The organism is Brucella sp. LJL56, from assembly GCF_054871705.1.
Window position 1 is genome coordinate 125,902 of record NZ_JBTXLQ010000002.1, and the last position, 24,889, is coordinate 150,790.

Consider the following 24,889-nt stretch of genomic DNA (forward strand, 5'->3'; position numbering starts at 1 on the left):
CTCCGTCACTTCGATTCACCCGGCGACATGACGCCCTTTGAGAAGTATTTTTCGATACGCCCCTGGATGAGACTGAGTATGGTCACGACGATCAGGTACCAGAACGCAGCAACGATCAGGAGTTCTACAACGCGGGAATTTGCGTAGTAGATATTCTGGGCGCTGTGCAGGATTTCCGCATACTGGATCACACTTGCGAGCGAGGTGAGTTTCACCATGCCGATGAATTCATTGCCGACCGGCGGCACGATGACACGCATGGCTTGTGGCATGATGATCCGGCGCAGCAATTTCAGGCGTGTCATGCCGATGGTCTGGGCGGCTTCGTACTGGCCCTTGTCCACGGAGAGCAGCCCGGCACGGACGACTTCAGCGGTAAATGCGCCTTGCTGGATGCCAAGACCGAGGAGCGTGGCCACAAAAGGCGTCATGATTTCAACGGTCGAGACCGAAAAGACGCCCGGTATGCCCATAGTAGGGAAAACCAGTGCCAGATTGAACCACAACAGCAGTTGCAGAAGTGCCGGAACCGCCCGGAAGAACCAGACATAGCCGATGGAGACATAGGAAAGTACCGGATTGTCCGACAGGCGCATCACGGCAAACACGATCCCGAGTGCTATACCCAGCGCCATGGCCAGAACCGACATGATGATGGTGTTCAACAGCCCGGTCATGATGGCCGGAACGGTGAGGAATTCTCCCACATAGTTCCATTCAATCTGTCCGACGGCAAATGCATGGATGATTGCGGCAAGCGCGAGAACCACGACCGCAGCCGCGACAAGACGGCCATAATGGCGTCGCGGTACGTGTACCAGATGGCTGATTTGATAAACGTTATCAGTCATTGTTGTTTAACCTTTCGCATTCCGGTCGGCGTCGCCTCTGACCCTGAGAACGATCTTCCCGACATGCTGGCCGCTTTCCATGTAGCTGTGCGCACCTGCTGCATCCGAAAGAGGAAACTCCCGATCGATCAGGGGGCGGATACGCCCGGTTTCGACATCGGGCCAGAGATCCTTGAGGACGCCTGACACGATACGCGCCTTATCCTCGGCAGGACGGTCTCGCAATGATGTGGTGAAGAGCGAACCGCGCTTGCCCATCATTTTGCCCAGATGAATGTTGGCTTCACGGCCTCCCTGAAGGCCGATCATGACGATACGCCCGTCATGAGCCATCGCGTCGATGTTCCGGTCGAGATAGAGGCCGCCCATATTGTCGAGAATAATATCCGCGCCACGACCGCCGGTTTCGTCCATAATAACCGAAACGAAGTCTTCGTTCCTGTAATCGATGGGACGGTCGGCCCCAATACTTCGACAATATTCCATTTTTTCGTGACCGCCCGCTGTCGCAAAGATGCGCGCGCCGCGCGCTCGCCCGGCCTGAATGGCAAAACTACCGATACCTCCCGCCCCTCCATGCACAAGAAGCGTATCTCCCGGCGCGAACCGGGCGATATCGATAATGTTGGACCAGACCGTGCAAGCCGCTTCCGGCAAAGCCGCCGCCGTGATCAGGTCGATATTCGCGGGAACCGGAAGCACAAGGCTTGCCGGCACGCAGACCAGATCCGCATAACCTCCGCCGTTGATCAGAGCGCAAACTCTATCGCCGATATTCCACCCTTTGACGTCGGATGCCATGTCCACGATGATACCAGAGCATTCAATGCCGAGAATGGTCGGGAGCGAAATGCCCCCGCCATAAGTTCCCCGACGCTGCAACAGATCGGCATGATTGAGCGCGGTGGCATGCACCTCGATCATGACGCTTCCAGGTAAGAGCCTGGGCGCGGCCACCTGACCGAGTTTCAGGACATCCGGCCCCCCGGTGCGGACGAGTTCAACGGCACGCATGGTATCGACTGGAAGAGTTTGCGCCACTGACATGCTCATTTTCCTGCGTCGATCGCCACTTCGGTGACACCCTGGCGCTCAAGTCCATATTTTTTCAGAATCTGCTCGTATGTTCCATTCTTTATCAGCCCCTGAACCGCTTCGGCCACGCCATCGCGAAGGCCGGTTTCGTTCTTGTCGAAGGCGAGCCCGAACAGACTTTCCATCAAGGGATTGCCTGCCAGTGCATAGACGCCGGGCTCATCCTTCATCAGATATGCCACATATTCAGGCCCAAGCACCGCCGCATCGAGGCGACCCTGTTTCAGATCAAGACGTGTTGCGGTCGCTCCGGCAGTACCATTGACTGTAATGGCTGGTTTGCCAGTTCCGACACAATTGGCCTCGCTCCATTTCTGCGTTTCAGGAAAAAAGCTTGTCGTGCGCGGTGCCCCGACCTTCTTCCCGCATAGATCGCCCTCGCTCTTGATGTCGCCGCTCTTGGCAGCAAGTGTGAATGGTTGGGCGCCGGTGCGCAGATAATCGACGAAGGTGAGCTTGTCGCGACGCGATGGGTAATCGCTGATAGCTGTGCCGATCATGTCGATGCGCTTGCTGGTCAGCGACGTCATGAGCTGTTCGAAGCTCATTTCCTGCCATTCGACTTCGAGCTTCATCTCTTTGGCAAGGCTGTTGACGAGATCAACATTGAAACCGACACGTTCGTTGGTAGCCGGGTTCTTGTAGCCCATCGGCGGATAGGTGGTCTCTATCCCGACGATGATTTTACCGGAGCTTTTGACGCGGTCGGGCAGATCGCCCCCGGCAGCCGAAGCGGCGCTCGCGCCGGCAACACATGCAATTGCGATACCGCAGCCGAGTGCTTTCAAGATATGCGTAGTCCCCATGACAGTTCTCCCATTTTGGTCTGATGCGTCCGGTGTGTTTCACCGATATTGATTGACGCGTGACGGATGGTCCGTCACGCCTTCTTGTTGTTCCCGAATGCGTTCAATTCTGTTCCGCCCATTGGCGTTGCGACTGGAGGAGCTGCTGCAGCCGGTCAATCTGCTCTCCCACCCGTTCGGGCGCGGTGCCGCCATATCCCTTGCGGGCTGCAACAGCCGCTTCCGGGGAAAGATGCGTGAGGACATCGGCCTTCAGGCGCGTATCGACGGCGGACAGATCATCAGACGACAGATCTTCCAGGCCGATTGCCTTTTCCTCACAGTAGCGCACCAGTGCACCGGTAATCTCATGTGCTTCGCTAAACGGAATACCCTGCCGGGAGAGCCAGTCGGCCACTTCCGTGGCAAGAGTGAAGCCCTCGAACGACTGTTTTCTCAACCGCTCCTGATCGACTTTCATCGTCGCGATCATGCCCGCCATCGCTGGCAGCACGAGTTCAAGTGTGTCGATCGCTTCGAAACATGCCCATTTGTCTTCGCTGAGATCACGGTTATAGGCGAAAGGCAGTCCCTTGAGGGCGATCAGCATTCCGTTCAGCGACGCGATCAGACGTGCAGAACGACCACGCGTCAGTTCCGCAATATCGGCATTCTTCTTCTGCGGCATGATGGACGAGCCGGTGGCGTAGCTGTCATCCAGCTCTATCCAATGAAACTGCTTGGACGACCACAGAAAGACCTCTTCTGCCAGGCGGGAAAGATTGACGCCGAGCATGGCGGTCGCAAACAGAAATTCGGCGACATGATCGCGGCTGCCCACGGCATCGATCGAATTTTCACACGGTGCATCATAGCCTAGCTCGCTTGCCGACAGCTCCGAATGTAAGGCAATTGCCGACCCTGCAAGGGCGGCAGCCCCCAGCGGCGAGCGCCCTGCTCTCTTGTGCCAGTCGATAATCCGGCCAATATCGCGCGAAAATCCTTGTGCATGGGCCAGAAGCTGATGCCCGAACGTCACAGGCTGTGCAGGTTGAAGATGGGTAAAACCGGTTGCCAGTGTTTGCTGGTGTGCTTTTGCCTGGGCAACAAGTGCATCCTGGAGTGAGGCGATGTTTGCGACAAGCGTGGGAGCGATCCGGCGCAGATGAAGCTTGAGATTGTTGGCCGCCTGATCGTTGCGCGAACGCCCGGCGCGCAGTTTTCCGCCAAGAGCACCGAGCCGGCTCGTCAGCACGCGTTCCAGAAAGGTGTGAACGTCTTCGTCATCTTCTGAAGGTTGCAGGCGGTTGGCTTGCCAGTCCTTGCCGATAGATTCCAGCGCGGTCGTGATTTGCTCAGTTTCGACTGCATCGAGGATGCCGGCGCGCTCCAGCTCATGGGCGTGGGCTATCGACGAGCGCAGGTCTTCCGGAACGAGCCTGAAATGGTTTTGGGGAGAACGCGACAGGCGTACGAGTTCGGGAGATGGAGGAGAGCGGAAACGAGCTCCCCAAAGCCTTACAGATTCATTCATGATTGTCCTCCTGACCGGTCGGATAGTTGCAAACGGTCGTTGACTGGACAATTGAATAGATTTCCGGGATGGTAGTCCAAAAAGGAATAGGGGAGCTGATTCAACGATGCGCCAGCATTTGCCAACAACGACGGGTCTCCGTGTATTAGCTGCTCTCGCACAACACGGAACGATTTCCGAAGCGGCAAAATTTCTCCACATGACGCAAAGTGCCGTGAGCAAGCAGCTCAAATCTGTGGAGGATCTGGTCGGCCTCGGGCTCTTCTCGCGCACAAGCCAGGGTCTCATGCCGACCGAAGCCGGAACGGTTTATATTGAACAGGCACGTGTCGCTCTGGGCGCCCTTGAAACTGCCGCTGCACGGGTCATGCACCTGCGCTCCAACAAGCCAACATTGCGACTGCACGTTTTGCCAATACTTGGCGACCGTTGGTTTATTCAGCGGTTCGTACAGTTTGCCGAAGCCCATCCAGACATAGACGTTCAGTTCAGTTCATTTGCACCTAGCGATACGGAAGACGAGGCAGATGTCGTTTTCCGTTTTGGTGAGGGGGAATGGCCCGGATGGCATATGGACTATTTTCTTGGTCGTGATGTCGTGCTGGTTGGTTCTCCGCATTGTATCGCGCGCCATGGCGGCATATCGGACCCCATGGATATCGGTAGCTTCCCAATGTTGGAGCACTTGAAAACGCCCCTTTACTGGAACGATTTCGCTATCGCGAACAACATCAGCGAATTTCGCCCCGAGCGAATTCTGAAACTTGGCTATTATTCTCTCGTCATTCGCGCGGCGATCGGCGGGCACGGTCTGGCGCTTATCCCGCGAAGCCTGATCCTTGACGAGCTCGAAAGCGGTCAGCTCGTCAATCCATTGAATTTGCGCTACGACAGCCGCAATTGTTACTGGCTAACGACCCATGCGGACCGCGACCGCAATCCGCAGCTTGAAGTATTCCGCAATTGGGCGCTGCGAGAAGCTGAGAAGACCGAAAACAGCGTACTAGAGCGCGTTTCGATCTGATTGGATCAGATCGGCGCTCTAACTTCTTCTATTTCAAGCATAATCTTGATCGTCCTCGTTTCACTCCGGTCGGATTATGCTCTAGCGCGAACGTCGTAGGATTTCCCATTGCCTGGCATGGTTTGCAACTGGGGCAGTTAAATGGGTTTGTCCTCGGAAATAATGCGATTTCGCAGCAACCCGATCGCCTGTAGTGTGGTAGCATTGAGGACGCCTTCCCGACGATGGATAAAACCAATCTCGGTGGAATATTGGCGCCGTTCCTGATGAACTTTCCTTATCTGGTGCCTGTCTTCAAAGGCCGCTGCAAAATGTCCGGGCAGGAAACCCAGATAATTTCCCGACAGAATCAGCGTTAGCACAGCTTCGAGCTGGAGAGCAGACGGACCGTCGCCGCTTTTATCCTTGAGTGTCGGAATGAAACGTCTGTCAACATAAAGATGCTCTACGCAGGGTGCGGCATCGACAGTCCTGCAGTCCAGCTCCTCATCCTGATCCGCAAAAAATGGGTGTAAGTGCCCACAATAAAGATAGGAAACTTCATTATACAGGGACGTATATTGCAGGTCTGGATTCCGGTGATAAATCGGTGTGATGCCGATATCGAAAATGTTTCCGCAAATCCCTTTTTCGATTTCTTCTGGCTTTGTTACAACAACGCTGACATGGCAATTTCTGGCGTCGAAATAGCTTATGAGCCATGGCAACGGAGAATTTTCATCAGTAATGATGTTGTCGATAACTGCAATTCGAAGCAGTTCTTTCTTCTTCTTGATTTTACCAACATCATTCCGAAATTTCTCGATCGATGAAAACAGCTCCGTGCTTGCCCGATAAACTTCGCTACCGTCCTGCGTAAGTTCGAATTTCGAGCCACCGCGAACGCACAGGCGAATACCCAGCCTAATTTCCAGATCGGAGAGCTGCTTGCTGATTGTCGGCAACCCGACGTTCAGCGCCTTGGCAGCACCTTTCAATCCTCCATTGGCAACAATGGTTCTGAAAACTCTCAGTAAACGCACATCGAGATCGGTCATCGGCAATAGATCGGAACCATAGTGGTTTGATGCTCATGAAACCTTCGTTTCCGTCAATGATATCGCCCAATTGGGAGGATGTCTCTATCCTATGGTGCCAAATGCAGTGTTCTTGGAGGATTTGCCTGCAAGAAAACTCCATCATTACGAGATCAGTCGACGGGCATGTCTCAAAAAAGAAGGCCAGTCATAACAAGGGGATGGTAGATCGATATGGACCAGAAGAAGCTTGAGGCGCTCCGCGAAAAATATGCCGGAACTGAAGGTGGGGATATTTTCGATCCGGTTTTCCGCAAGGCCGCCAGCGCTCAGTTTTCAGAAGCTGGAAAGCGCGCCTTTCCCTATGCAAATGTCTCGACATTTCTCGATCTGCCTCATCTGCCCGATGCTATTGCCGATCCATCTTTCTGCGGTCTGGAAGCCGCTATTGTAGGCGTACCGATGGACCTTGGCGTAACCAATCGTTCGGGCGCCCGTTTCGGCCCAAAAGCTGTGCGTTCGATAGAAAGAATCGGACCGTTCGATCATGTTTTACAAATGGCGCCCTCCACCGAAATCAAAGTGGCTGATATCGGCGACGTGCCGCTCAATTCGCGTTTCGACCTGGCGCGCTCACATGCTGATATCGAGGCGTTTTATACCGCAATCGTCGACGCCGGAATCTACCCGCTTTCAGTCGGTGGCGACCATTCGATCAGCGGGTCCATTCTCCGGGCCCTCGGACGTGAAAAGCCTGTCGGAATGATCCATATCGACGCCCATTGCGACACGAGTGGGCCTTATGAGGGCTGCAAGTTCCATCATGGCGGCCCCTTCCGACAAGCGGTTCTGGACGGTGTTCTAGATCCGCAGAGAACAATTCAGATCGGTATTCGGGGCGGTGCCGAATATCTTTGGGAATTTTCAAGTGATTCCGGCATGACAGTGTTGCATGTCGAAGATGTGATATCACTCGGTATTGACCGGGTCATCGAGATCGCGCGCGAGGTTGTCGGCAAAGGTCCGGTCTATCTTTCTTTTGATATCGATAGCCTCGACCCCGGCTTTGCTCCGGGCACCGGTACGCCCGAGGTCGGCGGCCTGCAGCCCCGTGAGGCAATGCAGATCATGCGCGGTCTCAACGGCTTGAATTTCATTGGATCGGATGTAGTTGAGGTTGCGCCGCAATATGATCCAACGACCAACACGGCACAGGCTGCTGCCCAGATCCTTTTCATCCAGCTATGTCTGGCCGCAACAGCAATACAACAAAGAAAACCAGAGTAATGGATGAGGGTGGTCACTGGCCACACCGCCGCGCCCAGCCGAAAATTCAATATGCGAAAATGCTGGATGCGAAAATGCTGGCCTCCATCGAAGAACTATTGTGCGCGGCGCACGGTTTCGGATGGAAGATAACCGAAGCGCTGGCGGTAATCGGCTGAAAACAGGCCCATATGATTGAAAGCCCAGGCCATCGCGATACGCGTGATGTCGCCTGGCCCGACATAGCCGCGGGCAAGCTCCGCATGCACTTTGTCCAGCCGCATATTCTTGAACACGCCAAGCGGTGTGTTGCCCCGGACACTGCGGAATGTGCGGTGTAAAGTGCGGGCGCTGGTGCCCGTCGCATCGACAAGCTCCTGCAAGGTCAGTTGCTTGTCGAGGTTGTCGAGCATGAATTTTTCGGCGCGCTGCACATAGCTTGGAACGGCGCTCGTCAGCGGCCTTGCGCGCGGCTGCGTATCCAGTGCTGCCGCAAGCGACGCCATCAGGCTGTCTTCCAGCCGCTCCGACAAGCCGCCGTGGAAAAACGCTTCCTTGTCCTTCTCGATCTCGTTCATGACGAAATGCGCAAGCTGATAGAAGGCATGGCCGACTGGTGTATCGAAAGATACGACGCGCTTGTTATGGGTAAACTGCTCGATGAACTCCCTGCCCCCAAGAATATCGATCTGGGTATCATTCAGGCTGAAGATCAGCATGCGCGTGGAAGGGTGAAATTCAAGATCGATCGCCGAATGTGCATCGACGAGCTGGGCATTCATGCCTGACTGATACAATAGCTCGTCACCACGCCGGTCGCGCGAAACGAAGACGCCTTGCAACGGAACCTGCAACAAAGTCATATCGTTATGCGCTTCAACTTCGATGCGTGCATGGCCGCCGACGCGAATAGCTGTCAGGCCGAAAGGGCGCATACGTCCATGCGATACTTCCGTTCGATAGGTCCGGCTGGACTTCTTCGAGATGCGGCAAGGCCTGAGCAGGCCCGACATGGTGTCCTGAAACGAATCGATGGACGGCGAAAGCCTGTGCATATAGCTCGTAGTCGGCATCACGATATTCCCCGTATCTCATTTAGAGAGCATTTTATTTTAAGATTAAAGTATCACGCTGAGATGAGAGCGCAAGCGTCGCGAAAATTTTGCACGAAAGCGCGTTTCTGGCGGTTTCCTGTTAGGGATGGCGATTTGGTGATAGACAGCTCCGTTCCCGCTTTTATCGTTGGTCCCAGGCGCCAGAGAGCAGCCACGAAAAAGGGAACCGCGAATGAAAGCGATTATCGTCGGAGGGGGCATTGGCGGCCTCACGATGGCATTGATGCTGCATGCACGAGGCATTGATTGCCAGATTTTCGAAGCCGCGCCTGAAGTCCGCGAACTGGGCGTTGGCATCAATGTCCTTCCGCATGCCATCCGCGAGCTGGCCGAAATTGGCCTTCTGCCCGCACTGGACGCCATCGGCATCCGCACCCGTGAGCTGATCTATGCCACACGGCAGGGCCAGGAAATCTGGCGCGAGCCCCGCGGCATGGATGCAGGCTATGATGTGCCGCAGTTTTCCATTCATCGCGGCTATTTGCAGAAACTACTTTTTGACGCTGTGATCGAGCGGCTAGGACCGGATGCCGTTATCGCGAACCAGTGTTGCGTCGGCTATGCCCAGAACGAAGGCTCGGCGACTGTTCATTTCGCCGAAGGCTCGAAAATCACCTCGGCAACCGCCGACATCGTTATCGGCGCGGACGGTATTCATTCTATCATCCGGCATCAGATGTTCCCGAATGAGGCCGGGCTTAAATGGAACGGCGTCATGATGTGGCGTGGGGCGGTCGAAAGCGATCCATTCCTTGATGGTCGCACCATGATCGTTGCTGGCGGCTTTACGTACAAGCTGGTGCTTTACCCGATAGCCAAGGGCTCGACACCCGGCAAAATTCTGAACAACTGGGTTGTCACCTATCGTCCGGGCGCCGACGGGTCGCCCGCGCCAAAGCGCGAAGACTGGAGCCGTCGCGGTACGCATGAGGAACTCATGCCGCATGTCGAGAAGTTCGGCATCAATGTTGTGGACCTTGCCGCGCTGGTGCGGGCAACCGATACATTCTTCGAATATCCCATGTGCGACCGCGATCCTGCCCGCTGGTGGACCGATGGCCGTGTGGCGCTGATCGGCGATGCCGCCCATCCGATGTATCCGGTCGGGTCCAACGGCGCGAGCCAGGCCATCATCGACGCCCGCACGCTTGCCGATCATCTGGCCGCCGCCGAACACGGTCGTGCAGCACTTGCGGCCTATCAGGCCATCCGCCTGCCCGCGACGGCGGAAATCGTCCGGCTTAACCGGTTGGGTGGCCCGGAAGGCGTCATCGATGAGGTCGAACGTCGCGCACCGTCCGGCGTTGCCGATCTGGACGGTGTGATCAGCTTTGCCGAGCGAGAAGCGATCGTTCGCGGCTATGCCGCAAAAGCTGGCTTTTCAACACAACAGGTTAACCGGGCTTATGCCTGATTCTAACCTCCGAAATCTTATGAAAGGGAATTAGAGTGACTGTTCTTCCAGCAAGCGTGACCAAATCCGGCTCCTCCGTGGACGGTGTTGTCTGGCACATTCTAGGCCAGACCTATGTGCCCAAGCATGTCTGCGAAAGCTCCATGTCATGGCACGCAACCTTCCCTCCCGGCACATTCGTTCCGCCGCACATCCATACGACGCAGGAAGAGTTCATCTATGTGCTCGAAGGCCGCTTCGACCTGCTTCTCGACGGCAAGGAAGCCGTTGCCGAGGCTGGCGATCTCGTCTGCCTGCCGCGCAACATATCGCACGGCATTTTCAACAAGTCCGAACAGCCGGTGAAGTGCATTTTCTGGGTTTCACCGACCGCGAAGCTCTGGGACCTGTTCGTTCGCATCGATAATGTCGGTGATCCCGCTGAAATAGTTCGCGTTGCACCGGCGCATGAGGTTGAATTTTTGCCCGCACCAGCAGAATAATGCATCCGCCCGGCCGAGGTATGGGAGTACATCTGCCGGGTTGCCACAGCATTTCCAGCAAAAGTGCGAAGCAGTTTTGCGTCGGATGATGCGAAAGAAAAATAAAACAAAGCAGAAATCTGCAATCGAGGTGGAACAATGAAAATTTCGACGAAAGCAGCTCTCGCGCTGCTCGCCGCAACCGTGTTGACCGGAACCGCACAGGCCGAAGACGGCAAGATCAAGATCGGTTTGATCTATACGCTCAGCGGTCCGTCTGCCTTGCTTGGCGAGCAATCCCGCGACGGCTTTCTGCTTGCCATGGACAAGCTGGGTAACAAGCTCGGCGGCCTCGATGCTGAAATTATCATTCAGGACGATGAGCAGAAGCCGGATATCGGCGTCAACAAGGTCCAGCAGATGATCCAGCGCGACAAGGTGGATTTTGTCATCGGACCGATCTTCTCAAACGTCCTGAACGCCATCGTCAAGCCGGCAACCGATTCCGGCGCGTTCCTGATCTCCACCAATGCGGGCACGTCCAATCTGGCTGGCAAGGATTGTAACGCCAATCTGTTCGTCACCTCCTATCAGAACGACCAGATGCATGAAGTTTCCGGCAAATATGCCGAGAAGCAGAACTACCAGCGTGTTGTCCTGATTGCCCCGAACTATCAGGCAGGCAAGGACGCACTGGCCGGTTTCAAGCATTCCTACAAGAACGAAGTCGCGCAGGAAATCTATGTGCCGCTTGGCCAGCTCGACTATTCAGCGGAACTGGCGCAGATCGCAGCCGAACAGCCTGACGCTGTCTATGCCTTCCTGCCCGGCGGCATGGGCGTGAATTTCGTCAAGCAATACCGCCAGGCCGGTCTCGAAGGCACGCCGTTCCTTTCCGCTTTCACCGTCGATGAGACCACCTTGCCCGCGCAGCAGGATGCTGCAGTCGGCTTCTTCGCCGGTTCGAACTGGGCACCGGATCTCGACTCCGCGCCTGCCAAGGAATTCGCCGCCGCCTATGAAGCCAAGTTCAAGCGAATTCCCGCAACCTTTGCCGTGCAGGCTTACGATGCCGCCATGCTGATCGATGCAGCCGTCAAACAGGTCAACGGCAATATTGCCGACAAGGACGCTTTGCGGGCAGCCCTAAAGGATGCGAAATTCAGCTCGCCGCGCGGCGAATTCAGCTTTGGCGACAATCACTTTCCGATCCAGGATTTCTACCTGACCAAAGTCGTCAAGCGTGACGACGGCCAGTTCGCCACGTCCTATGTTGAAACGGTCTTCAACGATTACAAGGACAATTACGCAGCCGAATGCAAGATGTAACCCGGTCGAAGAAGGGCGCTCCGATGAGCTCAGCCTTCTCAATTTCCAAGTCTGAAACAGTTCACGCCAGCCGGTCTGGCGTGAACTGGATTTCTGTACAACGAGTTCCGGACGTCCCCCATGTTCAATCTTTTTCTGCTGCAATCCCTTAACGGGATTCAGTTCGGCATTTTGCTCTTTCTCGTCGCCGCCGGGCTGACGCTGATCTTCGGCGTCATGGACCTGATCAATCTGGCGCATGGCGTTCTTTATATGGTCGGCGCTTATCTGACCGCGACTTTCACTGCCATGACTGGCAGCTTCTTCTCCGGCATTCTGATCGCCCTTCCTGTCACGCTCGTCATCGGTATCGTGCTAGAAGTGCTGGTCTTTCGACGATTATACGAACGCAGCCATCTCGATCAGGTTCTCGCGACATTCGGGCTGATCCTGATTGTGAATGAACTGGTGAAAATCATCTGGGGCGCGGCACCGCTCAGCGTACCGATGCCGGAATCGCTCTCTGGTTCCATCCAGCTTTTTGGAAATCTGCGCTATCCTGTCTATCGCCTGCTGATTATCGCGTCTGGCCTTTTCACGGCGGCAGGTCTCTACCTCCTCGTCAATCACACGCGCATCGGCATGCTGCTGCGCGCCGGAGCAACCAATGGCGATATGGTCTCGGCTCTTGGCATCAATATTCGCCGCCTGTTCATGGTGGTCTTCGGACTTGGCGCAATGCTTGCCGGTTTTGCAGGCGGCATGGTTTCTCCCATCCTCTCGGTCGATCCGGGCATGGGCGATTCCATCCTGATCCTCACATTCGTCGTCATCGTGATCGGTGGCGTTGGTTCCGTGCGCGGTGCTTTTGTTGCGGCTATTGCCGTCGGCCTCGTCGATACGCTTGGCCGCACCTTCGGACCGATGCTGCTCCGTAATCTGCTCGATCCGGCCGCCGCTTCCCAGATGGGCCGCACGCTGGTGCCGATGCTCACCTATATTCTGATGGCCGCCGTGCTCTATTTCCGACCAACAGGTCTCTTCCCGGCACAGGGAGGAACGCGATGAGCGAGATTACCCACAACAGCACCCGCGATACCGCGATGCCGGAAAACGCGAAAGGCCGACCGTCGCCTCTGCTGGATGCAGGTCCATTGTTGGTCTTCGCCGCCTTCGCGATCATTCCGCTTGTTGCCTCCGTGCTGGGCGACAGCTTTCTTCTCGTGATCGTGACACGCATCATGATCTTTGCGCTGGCAGCACTTTCGCTCAACTTCATCATGGGTTACGGCGCGCTCGTTTCGTTCGGTCATGCAGCTTATATCGGGATCGGCGCCTATGCCGTTGGCATCCTGTCCAGCTACGGCATCAACGATCTGATCCTTCAGATGGTCGCGGCTATCGTTGCCGCAGCTACCTTCGCGCTTGTCACCGGCTATATCTCGCTGAGAACCAGTGGCGTCTATTTCATCATGATCACGCTGGCCTTCGGCCAGATGGCCTTTTTTTTCATGGTTTCCCTGTCGGCCTTTGGCGGCGACGACGGAATGACGCTTTCGTCACGTTCCACTCTGTTCGGCAATACGCTGCTTTCCAGCAATCTGGTGCTGTTCTATTTTGTGCTGGCGCTGCTGGTCGGTGCATTTCTCACCTTCCGTATGCTGGTGCATTCAAGATTCGGTCGTGTCCTGCGCGGAACGCGGGACAATCCGGTGCGCATGCGCGCCATCGGCTTCTCGCCCTTCTCGTTTCAGCTTACCGCCTATGTCATCGCCGGTGTGGCGGCGGCCATCGCAGGCGTTCTGCTGGCCAATCAGATCCAGTTCGTTTCGCCTGCCTTCATGAGCTGGCAGCGCTCCGGCGAACTGATCGTCATGGTGGTTCTGGGTGGCATGGGCACGCTGATCGGCCCTGTCCTCGGCGCAACCGCCTTCATCGTGCTGGAAGAAGTGTTGGCTCATTTCTCCGAGCACTGGAAACTCGGCCTCGGCCTTTTCCTCGTACTCGTCGTGCTTTTCAGCCGCGACGGCATTGGCGGGCTGATCCGCAAGCTGCGTGGAGGTTCCGATGTCGGATGAACTTCTTCAGGTTAATGACCTGCACAAGAGCTTCGGCGCGCTCAAAGTCACGGACGGCGTCAACCTCACGGTCAAACGCGGTGAAATTCACGCGCTGATCGGCCCGAATGGTGCTGGAAAGACGACGCTGATCCACCAGCTTTCGGGCAACCTCAAAAGCGACCGTGGTTCGGTCATCTTTGATGGCCGCGATATTTCCGCTCTCGCCATGCCCAATCGTGTCCATTTGGGCCTTGCGCGCTCGTTTCAGATCACCTCGGTTCTGGAAGGTTTCAGCGTGCTCGAAAATGTTGCGCTGGCCGTTCAGGCGCGATCAGGCTCAAGCTTCCGCTTCTTTCAGCCGGCAAGCAAGGAGACAGAGATCAACGAGCAAGCCATGGCAGCACTTGCCCGCGTGCGGCTGGACGACCGCGCCCATCGCCGGGCCGGAGCGCTTTCGCATGGCGAAAAACGTCAGCTTGAGATTGCCATCGCTCTGGCCACCAAAGCGCAGTTGCTGTTGCTCGACGAGCCTTTGGCGGGAACGAGCCACGAGGAATCAGACGTTCTGGTCGAACTGATGCGCACATTGCGCCAGACCCATACGCTGGTTCTGATCGAACATGACATGGATGCCGTTTTCTCGCTGGCCGATCAGGTGAGTGTGCTTGTCTACGGGCGCGTGATCGCATCCGGAACACCCGACGCCGTGCGCTCCGCTCCCGACGTGCGCGCCGCCTATCTCGGTGAAGAGGAGGCCGCATAATGCTGAAAGTCGAAGGACTCCAGAACGCCTATGGCCAGTCCCGCATTCTCTTTGGCATCGACTTTGAAGTCGGTGCGGGAGAGGTCGTCACGATCCTCGGCAGAAACGGCATGGGCAAAACCACAACCATCAAGTCGATCTTCGGCTTGCTGCCGCCGAAGGGCGGCAAGGTTTTCGTCAATGGCCAGGACGTCACCGGCAAACCGCCCCATGCGATTGCACGCGAGGGGCTGGGGCTGGTCCCGGAAGGGCGACAGATATTTCCGACGCTGAGCGTCGAGGAAAACCTTTTGGCCACCCGGCGCGCAGACGCACGCTCGTCCAAATGGACTCTGGAGAGCATCTACCGGATGTTCCCGCGCCTCAAGGAGCGGCGGCGCAACATGGGTAACCAGCTTTCCGGCGGCGAGCAGCAGATGCTGGCGGTGGGTCGCGCACTGATGACCAATCCGAAAATGGTCGTGCTGGACGAGGCGACAGAAGGATTGTCGCCGCTCATGCGTGAAGAGATCTGGTCCTGCCTTCGCAACATCAAGGATGAGGGCGAAGCGATCCTCGTCATCGACAAGAATGTCGATGCACTCGCGCGATTTGCGGACCGTCACGTCGTCATCGAAAAGGGTCGTGTGGTGTGGAGCGGTGACAACGCCGCACTGTTGAACACCCCGGACATCAAGGAACGTTACTTGCACGTTTGACCCAGCAGTCGAACGCAAACTTGCATTGAATTGACAGGAGACGAGCATGCACCCCAGCGCTCATGTGGATACATTCGTTCTGGATAATCTCCCGGCTGCGGAACTTCTACCGGATATCATCAACCTCGACGCACTCGGCTACCCGGAGCAGCTCAACGCCGCCTATGAGCTGGTGGACAGCCATCTTGAGCGCGGCAAAGGTGACCGCATCGCCTTGCAGGCGCCGGGCGTGCGCTGGACCTATAGCGATCTTGCCGCAATGATCAACAAGATCGCCAATGTGCTGACCGAAAAGCTCGGCATGAAAACCGGCAATCGCGTGATGATCCGCTCTGGCAACAACCCGACCAAGATCGCGCTCTATATGGCGATCATCAAGGCAGGCGGCGTTGTGGTCGCGACCATGCCACTTCTGCGCGCCAGGGAACTGGTCCAGATCATCGACAAGGCGGAAATCAGTATCGCCTTTTGCGATCACGCGCTGATCGGTGAAATGCAAAATGCTATGGCACAGACCGATTTCATCAAAACGCTGGTGACCTGGGAAGACAACGCAGGCGGAGAGCTTGGCGCTTTGCTGGACGATGCATCTGGCGATTTCGATGCGGTGGCGACACGGGCGGACGATCCGTGCCTGTTGGGTTTTACATCCGGCACCACCGGCCTGCCGAAAGCGACGATCCATTTCCACCGCGACCTGCTGATCGTCTGCGATTGCTATGCGCATCACATACTGGACGCGACGGAAGACGACATCTTCATCGGTTCGCCGCCACTGGCTTTCACGTTTGGGCTTGGCGGCCTGGTTCTGTTTCCCTGCAGGATCGGTGCTTCCACGGTGCTACCGGCAAAGACAGTGCCGCACGATCTTGCGCTTGCTATCGGGGAATATAAACCGACTGTCTGTTTCACGGCGCCGACCGCTTATCGCGCCATGCTTTCGAAGATTGATCAGTATGATCTTTCGTCGTTGCGCAAATGTGTTTCAGCCGGTGAAGCCCTGCCCCTTCCCACGTTCGAAGCGTGGAAGCGCGCGACCGGACTTTCGCTGGCGGACGGTATCGGTGCAACGGAAATGCTGCATATCTTTATCTCCGCGCCGGAAGGCGATATTCGTCCCGGCGCGACCGGCAAGCCTATCCCCGGTTATGAGGCTCGCGTCATCGATGACAACGGGCAGGAATGCGCGCCCGGCACACCCGGACGGCTCGCCGTTCGCGGGCCGCTCGGCTGCAAATATCTGGCCGACCCGCGCCAGACCAAATATGTCGAAAACGGCTGGAACATTACCGGCGATACCTATGTCATGGATGAGGACGGTTATTTCTGGTATCAGGCACGCAATGACGACATGATCGTTTCCGCCGGATACAATATTGCCGGACCGGAGGTCGAAGCCAGCCTGCTTGCGCATCCCGCCGTAGCCGAATGCGGCGTGGTAGCCGCCCCCGATGAGGAACGCGGCTGCATCGTCAAAGCCTATGTGGTGCTGAACGAGGGCTATAATGGTGATGCGAATTTGCAGGAAACACTGCAACGTCACGTCAAAAGCGAACTCGCACCCTATAAATATCCGCGCCTGATATGCTGGGTCTCCAGCTTGCCCAAAACGGAATCCGGAAAATTGCAACGATCTGCCCTGCGTGCGCAGGCGGCAACCGAGGCCCGCGCCTGACGCGGCTTCATGCATGAAATACGCAGGAGACTTCAGTGCTTCACGACTTCGATACCGCCTATGACAATATGAAGGCCGTCAGCGATTCAGCCACCTATCCGCCGCGCTGGACGGAACTGGCCTCCGGCTTTCGCGAGAAGATGCGTGATCAGGGACGTCTGATACCCGATATTGCTTATGCCGACGGCGCGCGGAACCATTACGACCTCATCCTGCCGGATGGCATGGCCAAGGGCACACTCGTTTATGTCCATGGCGGCTACTGGAAAGGGCTGGATAAAAGCTTCTGGTCGCATCTGGCACAAGGCGCGCTTGAGCGCGGATATCGCGTGGCCATGCCGAGCTATACGCTGTGCCCCGAAGCGCGGATTTCCAGCATCACGCTGGAAATCGGCCGCTTCATCGACCGGCTGGCGCAGGAAGTGGATGGCGAAATCATATTGACCGGTCATTCAGCCGGGGGGCATCTGGTCACCCGCATGGCTTGCGAAAATGCGCCCATCGCTGCTGCAACAGCAGAACGGATCAAGCGCGTTCTTTCCATCAGCGGGCTGCATGATCTGCGGCCGCTTCTCAAAACGGCGATGAACGATATTTTCCATATGGATGCGGCGGAAGCGGTCGCAGAGAGTGCCGCACTGCACCGCCCTCGCCCGGATATCGCCGTTCATTGCTGCGTCGGCGGCGACGAGCTGAAGGAATTCAGGCGGCAGAATGCGTTGCTGGCAAACATCTGGTACGGATCGGGGATCGATACCGACGCGTGGGAAATCGACGGCACGCATCATTGCAATGTCATGGACACACTACGCGATCCCGAAAGCCAGGCCGTCAAATTTCTCTGCCCGTAGCGCCGCGAAAGCATCTTCAGAAATGCTCTATCGGAAGGCCGCGCCGCTCATGTCCCGATAGGACAAATCCGACCGGCTCGGCTTTCGTCCCTCCGCTCATGCGGTTGATCAGCACGGCCATTTCCGTTCTGTTATGAACACCGAAACGCTTGATCAGATCATCGACATAATCCTTCACCGTGTGCGGCGACAGTTCCAGATGCCGCGCAATCTGCTTGTTGGTATTGCCAGCGGCCAGCAACCGGGCGACCGTCGAAAGACGTGGAGACAAACTGGTCAGATTGGCACTCGGCGTTTTCGCCGGGCGCGCTTCCTGAATATTGCGCAAGGCAAGTGCCGACGAACGACATAACAATGATACCTGCTCTTCAAGCTGCGTTGCGTGCATCTCGAAACCAGCAGCATAAATCAACGCCTGAATGTTGCCGCCGACATAGACCGGGCTGCACAAGTTATCGTTGTAGTTCCAGCGGGCGAGTAGCGTTCGCATCAGCGGCACATTGCCCGATGCATTTCGGGGCAATCGCGACCCCGCAACCGCGCCCGCGTTCTGTACCACGGCCGCAATCATCGGATCCGAATCCGCCAGCCCGTTCTGATATTCAAGAAGAAAGCCGGTAGGCGCATTGATGCTGTGAAAAAGACGCGGCCGATTATTCTCCAGCAAATAAATTCCAAGCGAACGCACCCGCAAGACATTCGTGGAAAAATAGTCACAAGCTATTGTAAAATCGTCATAATTCCGGCTCTCCGCAACGGAAAGCGCTGCAGATATTCGCTCATCTGTCGATAATATTTGCCTGGGCATTCTCTCTCCCGAGTTCCCAAGCCCCCCATCTGGGGGGAATGTTCGTTCCCACTCTTGTCCGTATCATTCCCGCTTATAACCACTAAATCAAGGGGAACTAACTTGGATACCAGCGTGCACCGGACTCATACGGCCGACAACTATTCCGCAGTCCTCCAGGGCTTCAACGACCGCCTGCAATCGATTCTACTCTTGATTGAAGAAAAGGCTGAAGAAGCAGAGAAACTCGGACGGATGCACGATGACGTCGTGGACGCAATGCGCAAGGGCGGCTTCTATACGATGCTGTTTCCGAAGGAAGTCGGTGGCGCCGAACTGCGACCAATCGATGCCATGAAATTAATGTCAGCGCTTTCCTATGCTCATGCATCGTCGGGCTGGTGCACGATGGTCAACAATATGGAAGGCACCACGATGGCGATCTACCTCGATGATGAGGGGATTGCCAATGTCTTCAAGGATGGCGTCGATATCACCATTGCGGGCAACGGCGTGCCGCGCGGCTTTGCCCGCAAGGTCGATGGCGGCTACATGATCCGCGGCAACTGGGCTTATGGAAGCTCCATCTTCCACGCGGAATGGATTCACTCCGGCTGTTTCCTTCTCGATCCCAAGGACCCGAGCGGAAAGGCGCCATTGAAAGACGAAACCGGCGCACCGCAGATCATCGTCGCGCATCACCCGCGCTCGACGATCCAGTTGCTCGGCAACTGGGATGTACTCGGCCTGCGCGCTACCGGCAGCTTCGACTACACGTTGGCAACCGATGACGACCTTTTCGTGCCGGAATCCATGACCTATAGTTTTACGCAGTCCGCGCCCAAGCGCGGTCAGGCGCAGGGCCATCTCGGGCTGGCAGGCTACAGCGCCCTCACCCATACGAGCTGGGCTATCGGCGTCGGACGCCGGATACTCGACGAACTCGCCAAGGTGATCCGCCAGCGACAGGACCCGTTCGGCAAAAGTGCGGACAGCGCCAGCTTGCGTTTCCAGTTTGCCAACGCGGAAGCCCGCTATCGGGCGGCGCGCGCCCTTGCCATGGAAACATGGGAAGAGGTGTCGGAGACCACCGCGTCCGGCGGTGTTCCATCCCTCGACCAGATGACAATGGTGAAGCTTTCGCTGCGCTATATGCACGACATCGTTTCGGATGTGGCGACATTTGCGCATCGTGCGGCGCGCGGCGCGTCGCTGCATAATACGGCCATGCAACGCTTCTATCGCGACATTCATTCCGGTACGCAGCATATCCTGCTCGCCGACCAGATCGTCGAGGAATGCGGCAAGGGACTACTCGGCCTTTCAGGCCCTGATGCGCGATGGACCGTTTTCGGCATCAGCGACAACTGAGACCGGCCATGACGAGAAATATTGTCAGCTTCGTCGGGTGTGATCGCCCGACGAAAGTTCATCGGTTGACCCAGGCGATTGCCGCAAGGCTGGAAGCGGAAGACGATGTGTCGGTCACGCATCTGGACCTGTCGCATGCCGGGCCGAACCTGTTTACCGTCAATCGCAAGGCACTGGACCAGCAATCCGAAACCCTGATCTCGGAAATCGAGCATTGCGACGCACTGATCGTCGGCTGCCCGGTCTATCAGGGCAGTTACCCCGGCCTTTTCAAGCACGTGTTCGATCTCGTCCATCCGCTGGCGCTGCGCGGTCGCCCGACCGTCCTTTGTGCTGTGGGCGGCGGGCAGCGTCATGCGCTGGTGGTCGAACATCATCTGCGTCCGTTGTTCGGGTTTTTCGAAGCGGGAACGGTGGCAACCGGCATCTATGCCTGTTCGGCGGAGCTGGATCCGGACGGCCTGCTGCCGCCCGCTCTGGAAACCCGGATCGACAGCGCCGTCGACCAGATGAGAAAGCAATTGGTCCAATCGCACCAAGCCAGCGGCATAAGGTGGAAAGATGTCGAACTACTCGAACAGTTTTGAAAAACGCACGATCGAAGTCCGTGGCAAAACCGTCACCTATCTCGTGAAGGGTGAAGGCAAGGATGTCGTCTTTCTGCATGGAACCGGGACATTTCCCGGCTTCGACAGCCTGGCCGACATTGCTTCCAGAAACCGGCTCATCATCCCGTTTCATTCGAATTTCGGCGAAAGCGACGACGATGCCGATATCGTGCAGATCGGCGACTATGTGCTCCATTACATGGATTTCTTCGATGCGATGGGGCTGGACCGGTTCAGCCTTGGCGGTTTTTCACTCGGCGGCTGGATCGCCGCGGAATTCGCCATCAGACAGCCGGGCAGGCTCGCCGCGTTGTTTCTCGCAGCACCCGCCGGCCTCGATCTTCCGGCAATCCCCATCCCCGATCTGTTTCAGGTCGCGCCAGCCGACATCCCTGCCCATCTGACGCACGATCCGGCGGTCGCCTTGCGCTATTTTCCAGCACAGCCCGACAGCCGGTTCGATGCAGCGCTCGGGCGCGAAATGAGTGCGTTGGCGCGCGTTCACGCAACCGATGGGCGCGGCAATCCGAAGCTTGGCCATTGGCTGCACAGGTTGAACATGCCGACCCTTATCCTTTGGGGTGAGGAAGACCGGGTTATCCCTGCGCAATACGGCCAAGAATGGCAGCGCGGAATCGACGGCGCACGTCTGGAGACGCTCGGCGCAACCGGACATCTGCTGTTTGAAGAGACGCCGGCGGCAGCAACACTTGTGCGCGATTTTCTCTCCGCGGTCTGAGAGACCATAAGGATGCGTATCAATACTTTGCAGGTAAAAATAAGGGGAACCAAGCCATGCAATGGGAAAGCCTATCGGACTTCGATCAATCCAGAATAAAGCGCTGGCAGTGGGGAATGCTGGCGCTGGCGCTTTTGTGCGAGATGTTTCTCGCCGCTGACTGGTACGCCTTTGCGGCGGTCATACCGTTCATTTCGGAAACACTTCAGCTCGATTCCGCGCAGGCCGGTCTGGCGCAGGGGATATTTGCGTTGACCTATGGTCTCGGCATGATCGTCTGGTCGCAATTGAGCCGCCGCATGAGTGCCCGATCGTTGCTGCTGATCGGGCTTTCCTTCACCGCCATCGGCATGGTGGCACAAGTCTATGTACAGAACTACGCGCAATTAATTGCGCTGCGTCTGTTTATCGGCTTCTTTGACGCAGCGATCTTTCTCGGCAATATGAAACTCATCATCGGCTGGTTTCCGCAGAGGCGGCGCGGCAGCATGATCGGCTTGATCCTCGCCGCCTATAGTCTGGCTATCACACTGGATTTCGCGATTGGCATTCCCCTTTCCATCACCTATGGCTGGCGCACTTTCTTCGCCATTCTCGCCATCGGCACATTGGTAGCGGCAGCGGGCGTACTGGTGTTCACCCGCAACAATCCCGCACATATCGGCTTTAAGGATTTCCGCTGGGAGCCGGAAAAGCGGCAGACCTCGACCGCTCCGCTGGCCAGCATCTTCCGCTCGAAGTGGATCATCGTCGGCAGCCTCGGCATTTCGGCCTGCACGATGGCCATTGCCGGAACCGCCACCTGGGTTATTCCCGGATATATTGCCGTGCATCAGATGCCGGTAGAAGATGCAGCCCTGATAGGCACCTTGATGGGGCTGTCGCAGGTCGTGTTTCTCGTCATCGGTGGTTACGCCGCCGACCGCCTGAACAAAACGGGGATGATCAAATTCGGAACGGTGCTTGCCGTCCTCGTCGCGGCAATGTTCACCATCGGCATGGCGATACCCCTTGGCTTCGGCTGGCTCATTCTGATGGCGCTGTTGAGCGGCATGGCGCTTTTCGGCGGTGGTGCGATCTTCGCGTTTCTCAGTGAAAAATATCCGGAAGAGCTGGCAACGGCTGCCGTCGGTTATGCCGAAATCTTTGCCATCATTGCGACATTCATTTCGCCATGGGTCATGGGCGTGGTCATCAAGCTATCGGGCGGATCTTTTGTTAGCGCGTTCCTGACCTTCGCTATCATGGAAGCAATCATTCTGGCCATCATTCTGGTGGTCACCCGCGAGAGCTTCAGCCTGAATGACGACAAGGTTTCCATTGCCGTCAGCGGCAACGCGATTTCGGGCGAAGCAACCCGCCCCTGATCTAAAGAACGGCGGCGGATGCGATTGACGGGTCGCATCCGCCTTTTTCTCTGGCTTCTTTCCGCAACCGATATTAACACCGAAGAGAGCGCCTTGTTGCGCCTGATGCCGCATCGCATCGGGCACATGACTGTTGCAACCATGATCGATAGCGAGGGAATTCATGGAGGAACGCTTCTCAGGTACGGTTCTGGCTTCCGAGCATCTGGAGGAGAACCCCGCGCGTTCGCTGGGCGAGATCGGCCTGAACAGTTTTGCGCCCTACCTGATGAACCGCCTGATGGCCCGCTATAACGCTAACCTCGCGGAAGCGCTGAAAGGCCGGAAGATCACGACGGTCAAATTGCGCACGCTCGCTGTTCTGAGTGTCACACCTTCGGCCACCATCAACGAGCTTGCGGTCTTTACCGTGACCGAGCAATCCACGATGAGCCGCACGCTCGATTCGCTTGAAGAGCAGGGTTACATCCGCCGTCAGGCACGCGCCGAAGACATGCGCATCCGCGATATTTCCCTGACCGAAGAAGGGCGCAACATCTTCAACGAAGCATGGCCTGCCATGTATGATCTGCTGTTGCAATTGTTTGAAGGCATTGACGAAGACGAGCATCGCGCCTTTGTCGGCACCTTGCAGAAAATGCTGCGCAATATCCGTAAAAACGAACTTTAAGCCCGGCCCGTTTCCAAGAAGCGAGCCGGGTTTGTCGCAACATCAGTCCGTCGAACGCGACGGTATCAGCGCGGTTGCCACCGCTGCGAGAGCGGCAACAATCGCGAAAATATAGAAGTTCCATTGCGGGCTGACATTGAGGCTTGCGATCAAACCGCCAAGAAGCGGACCAGATAGCGCGCCAATGCGCGAGAAGCTCAGCGCCCATCCGGTTCCAGCAGAACGGATCGAGGAATCGAGCCGCTGGGCCAAAAAGCCTGTGAGCACCAGCGACGCCGACACGGTGCCAAAACCGGCAATCGCGACGAACACATAATTCATCAACAGCGAGCCTTTGAAGGCGAGCGCCACAATGCCCAGCGCGCCCAGCGCATAGGAACAGGCTACCGTGCGCTTTACGCCAAAACGATCTGCCCAGGTGCCAAGCACAATGCCGCCGATTGCCGAACTCAGGCTGAAAACGGCAAGGAACAGCAGGCTGTTGCCAAGGTCATAACCGTTCTTGCGCATGATCTGCGGCAGCCATTGCGCGAGGCCATAGACCAGCAGCAGCCCCATGAAGAGCGCAGCCCAGAAACAGGCGGTTTCGAACGCCTTTTTCGGGGAGAAGATTTCGCTGAAAACAGTACGCCAGCCGACCTTGCCATGCTTGCGGACAATCGCCGCTGGCACGCCGACGCCCATGCGCTGCGCGGTCTTGCGCGCCGCATCATGCTTGCCGCGCTGGACCAGCGATTCCACGCTTTCCGGAAGGAATGCGAGAAAGATAGGTACAAACAACAATGGCACCGCGCCAATCAAAACGATGGTGCGCCAGCCATGGGCTTCGAGAAAGCCGCGACCGCACAGGGCAGCGGCCAGCAATCCCATCGAATAGCCCGAATACATGAGACCGTAATTGAAGCTCTTCTTCTTCACCGGGGAATATTCGACCGTCAACGCTGCAGCGACCGGAATAATCCCGCCAAGACCAATGCCCGAAATGAACCGGCTCAATCCGAAGATGAAGGGTGTCGGCGCCATGGCGCTGACAATCATGCACAGCGAAAACACGGTGATGCAGGCAACGAAAAGCGGCTTGCGTCCATGAAGCTCGCTCAGCGTACCTGCAAGAATGCCGCCGATCAGCATGCCGATCACCGTATAGCTGCCGATGGCGCCAAGCTCTATCGGCGTCAACTGCCAGACTGGATCGACGGACAAGGCAGGCAAAATGGCACCGATGACACCAACGTCATAGCCTTCTGCAAAAATCGCAAGCCAGCACAGGCCCACGACCAGCAGGCTTTTGCCTGCCGATATCTCCCTTCCGGCCATAGCCGGCGCATCTATGCTCTGCGCTTGAGACATAGTCTTCCCCTTTTCTTTGAAAGAGCGGCGCGTGTCCTCGTGCACGCCGACTTTTCAGGTCGAACATGGCTGTTCCAGCAT

24 protein-coding genes are annotated in these 24,889 nt (G+C 56.8%); 16 read left to right on the forward strand and 8 right to left on the reverse strand.

The window, feature by feature from the left end; all coding sequences use genetic code 11:
- Positions 1 to 5 precede the first annotated feature (5 nt).
- The 4 genes from ACYSN1_RS09240 to argH all read right to left on the reverse strand — a co-directional run bounded on the left by ACYSN1_RS09240 (position 6) and on the right by argH (position 4,265).
- Positions 6 to 851, reverse strand: a complete 846-nt coding sequence (locus ACYSN1_RS09240; RefSeq protein ID WP_140019261.1) for an amino acid ABC transporter permease — start codon at positions 849 to 851, stop codon at positions 6 to 8.
- A gap of 6 nt (positions 852 to 857) precedes the next feature.
- Positions 858 to 1,898: an NAD(P)H-quinone oxidoreductase gene (locus ACYSN1_RS09245; protein WP_461725405.1), complete on the reverse strand. Its 1,041-nt coding sequence runs from the start codon at positions 1,896 to 1,898 to the stop codon at positions 858 to 860.
- A gap of 2 nt (positions 1,899 to 1,900) precedes the next feature.
- A complete protein-coding gene (locus tag ACYSN1_RS09250; protein ID WP_461725406.1) occupies positions 1,901 to 2,752 on the reverse strand; it encodes an ABC transporter substrate-binding protein in 852 nt (283 codons plus the stop codon).
- A gap of 103 nt (positions 2,753 to 2,855) precedes the next feature.
- Positions 2,856 to 4,265 carry an argininosuccinate lyase gene (gene argH, locus ACYSN1_RS09255; protein WP_461725407.1) on the reverse strand — a complete coding sequence of 470 codons (1,410 nt, stop codon included), beginning with the start codon at positions 4,263 to 4,265 and terminating at the stop codon, positions 2,856 to 2,858.
- A gap of 106 nt (positions 4,266 to 4,371) precedes the next feature.
- Here argH and ACYSN1_RS09260 point away from each other — a divergent pair, with 106 nt between their 5' ends.
- Complete coding sequence (locus ACYSN1_RS09260) at positions 4,372 to 5,289, forward strand: LysR substrate-binding domain-containing protein (protein WP_151612508.1); 918 nt, start codon at positions 4,372 to 4,374, stop codon at positions 5,287 to 5,289.
- A 137-nt stretch (positions 5,290 to 5,426) separates the two neighbouring features.
- Here the strand turns inward: ACYSN1_RS09260 and ACYSN1_RS09265 are convergent, their stop codons facing one another.
- Entirely contained in the window at positions 5,427 to 6,326 is a 900-nt protein-coding gene (locus ACYSN1_RS09265) for a LysR family transcriptional regulator (protein WP_461725408.1), read from the reverse strand.
- A gap of 213 nt (positions 6,327 to 6,539) precedes the next feature.
- On the opposite strand from ACYSN1_RS09265, the gene speB reads away from it, so the two are divergent.
- Positions 6,540 to 7,592 carry an agmatinase gene (speB, locus tag ACYSN1_RS09270; protein WP_461725409.1) on the forward strand — a complete coding sequence of 351 codons (1,053 nt, stop codon included), beginning with the start codon at positions 6,540 to 6,542 and terminating at the stop codon, positions 7,590 to 7,592.
- Between the two features lie 95 nt (positions 7,593 to 7,687).
- On the opposite strand, the gene ACYSN1_RS09275 is transcribed toward speB, so the two are convergent.
- The gene (locus ACYSN1_RS09275; RefSeq protein WP_461725861.1) at positions 7,688 to 8,644 is read right to left on the reverse strand and encodes an AraC family transcriptional regulator; all 957 of its coding nucleotides are present in this window, start codon (positions 8,642 to 8,644) and stop codon (positions 7,688 to 7,690) included.
- A 214-nt stretch (positions 8,645 to 8,858) separates the two neighbouring features.
- Here ACYSN1_RS09275 and ACYSN1_RS09280 point away from each other — a divergent pair, with 214 nt between their 5' ends.
- The 9 genes from ACYSN1_RS09280 to ACYSN1_RS09320 all read left to right on the forward strand — a co-directional run bounded on the left by ACYSN1_RS09280 (position 8,859) and on the right by ACYSN1_RS09320 (position 17,916).
- Entirely contained in the window at positions 8,859 to 10,100 is a 1,242-nt protein-coding gene (locus tag ACYSN1_RS09280) for a flavin-dependent oxidoreductase (protein ID WP_461725410.1), read from the forward strand.
- A 35-nt stretch (positions 10,101 to 10,135) separates the two neighbouring features.
- The gene (locus tag ACYSN1_RS09285) at positions 10,136 to 10,582 is read left to right on the forward strand and encodes a cupin domain-containing protein (RefSeq protein ID WP_140019253.1); all 447 of its coding nucleotides are present in this window, start codon (positions 10,136 to 10,138) and stop codon (positions 10,580 to 10,582) included.
- A gap of 138 nt (positions 10,583 to 10,720) precedes the next feature.
- A complete protein-coding gene (locus tag ACYSN1_RS09290; RefSeq protein WP_461725411.1) occupies positions 10,721 to 11,890 on the forward strand; it encodes an ABC transporter substrate-binding protein in 1,170 nt (389 codons plus the stop codon).
- Positions 11,891 to 12,010: 120 nt separating this feature from the next.
- Positions 12,011 to 12,937, forward strand: a complete 927-nt coding sequence (locus ACYSN1_RS09295; RefSeq protein ID WP_461725412.1) for a branched-chain amino acid ABC transporter permease — start codon at positions 12,011 to 12,013, stop codon at positions 12,935 to 12,937.
- Positions 12,934 to 13,947 carry a branched-chain amino acid ABC transporter permease gene (locus ACYSN1_RS09300; protein ID WP_461725413.1) on the forward strand — a complete coding sequence of 338 codons (1,014 nt, stop codon included), beginning with the start codon at positions 12,934 to 12,936 and terminating at the stop codon, positions 13,945 to 13,947. The genes ACYSN1_RS09295 and ACYSN1_RS09300 overlap by 4 nt, the downstream gene beginning before the upstream one ends.
- Positions 13,937 to 14,692, forward strand: a complete 756-nt coding sequence (locus ACYSN1_RS09305; protein WP_461725414.1) for an ABC transporter ATP-binding protein — start codon at positions 13,937 to 13,939, stop codon at positions 14,690 to 14,692. Before ACYSN1_RS09300 ends, ACYSN1_RS09305 begins: the two co-directional genes overlap by 11 nt.
- A complete protein-coding gene (locus ACYSN1_RS09310; RefSeq protein WP_461725415.1) occupies positions 14,692 to 15,390 on the forward strand; it encodes an ABC transporter ATP-binding protein in 699 nt (232 codons plus the stop codon). Before ACYSN1_RS09305 ends, ACYSN1_RS09310 begins: the two co-directional genes overlap by 1 nt.
- Before the next feature lie 46 nt (positions 15,391 to 15,436).
- Positions 15,437 to 17,065 carry a benzoate-CoA ligase family protein gene (locus tag ACYSN1_RS09315; protein ID WP_461725416.1) on the forward strand — a complete coding sequence of 543 codons (1,629 nt, stop codon included), beginning with the start codon at positions 15,437 to 15,439 and terminating at the stop codon, positions 17,063 to 17,065.
- A gap of 35 nt (positions 17,066 to 17,100) precedes the next feature.
- On the forward strand, positions 17,101 to 17,916 hold the full coding sequence (locus ACYSN1_RS09320; protein ID WP_461725417.1) for an alpha/beta hydrolase: 816 nt from the start codon (positions 17,101 to 17,103) through the stop codon (positions 17,914 to 17,916).
- 16 nt (positions 17,917 to 17,932) lie between these two features.
- Here the strand turns inward: ACYSN1_RS09320 and ACYSN1_RS09325 are convergent, their stop codons facing one another.
- Positions 17,933 to 18,583 (reverse strand): helix-turn-helix transcriptional regulator, encoded by a 651-nt coding sequence (locus ACYSN1_RS09325; RefSeq protein WP_461725418.1) that lies wholly within the window; start codon positions 18,581 to 18,583, stop codon positions 17,933 to 17,935.
- Positions 18,584 to 18,826: 243 nt separating this feature from the next.
- Between ACYSN1_RS09325 and ACYSN1_RS09330 the strand changes: the two genes are divergently transcribed.
- From ACYSN1_RS09330 to ACYSN1_RS09350, 5 genes are all read left to right on the forward strand, one after another.
- Positions 18,827 to 20,074: an acyl-CoA dehydrogenase family protein gene (locus ACYSN1_RS09330; RefSeq protein ID WP_461725419.1), complete on the forward strand. Its 1,248-nt coding sequence runs from the start codon at positions 18,827 to 18,829 to the stop codon at positions 20,072 to 20,074.
- Between the two features lie 8 nt (positions 20,075 to 20,082).
- Positions 20,083 to 20,661, forward strand: coding sequence for an NAD(P)H-dependent oxidoreductase (locus tag ACYSN1_RS09335; RefSeq protein ID WP_461725420.1), 579 nt, complete (start codon positions 20,083 to 20,085; stop codon positions 20,659 to 20,661).
- Positions 20,636 to 21,421 carry an alpha/beta fold hydrolase gene (locus ACYSN1_RS09340; RefSeq protein ID WP_461725421.1) on the forward strand — a complete coding sequence of 262 codons (786 nt, stop codon included), beginning with the start codon at positions 20,636 to 20,638 and terminating at the stop codon, positions 21,419 to 21,421. The genes ACYSN1_RS09335 and ACYSN1_RS09340 overlap by 26 nt, the downstream gene beginning before the upstream one ends.
- A gap of 56 nt (positions 21,422 to 21,477) precedes the next feature.
- Positions 21,478 to 22,788, forward strand: a complete 1,311-nt coding sequence (locus ACYSN1_RS09345; protein ID WP_461725422.1) for an MFS transporter — start codon at positions 21,478 to 21,480, stop codon at positions 22,786 to 22,788.
- 163 nt (positions 22,789 to 22,951) lie between these two features.
- Positions 22,952 to 23,458 (forward strand): MarR family winged helix-turn-helix transcriptional regulator, encoded by a 507-nt coding sequence (locus tag ACYSN1_RS09350; RefSeq protein WP_461725423.1) that lies wholly within the window; start codon positions 22,952 to 22,954, stop codon positions 23,456 to 23,458.
- Between the two features lie 42 nt (positions 23,459 to 23,500).
- Here the strand turns inward: ACYSN1_RS09350 and ACYSN1_RS09355 are convergent, their stop codons facing one another.
- Positions 23,501 to 24,808 (reverse strand): MFS transporter, encoded by a 1,308-nt coding sequence (locus tag ACYSN1_RS09355; protein ID WP_461725424.1) that lies wholly within the window; start codon positions 24,806 to 24,808, stop codon positions 23,501 to 23,503.
- Between the last annotated feature and the right edge of the window lie 81 nt (positions 24,809 to 24,889).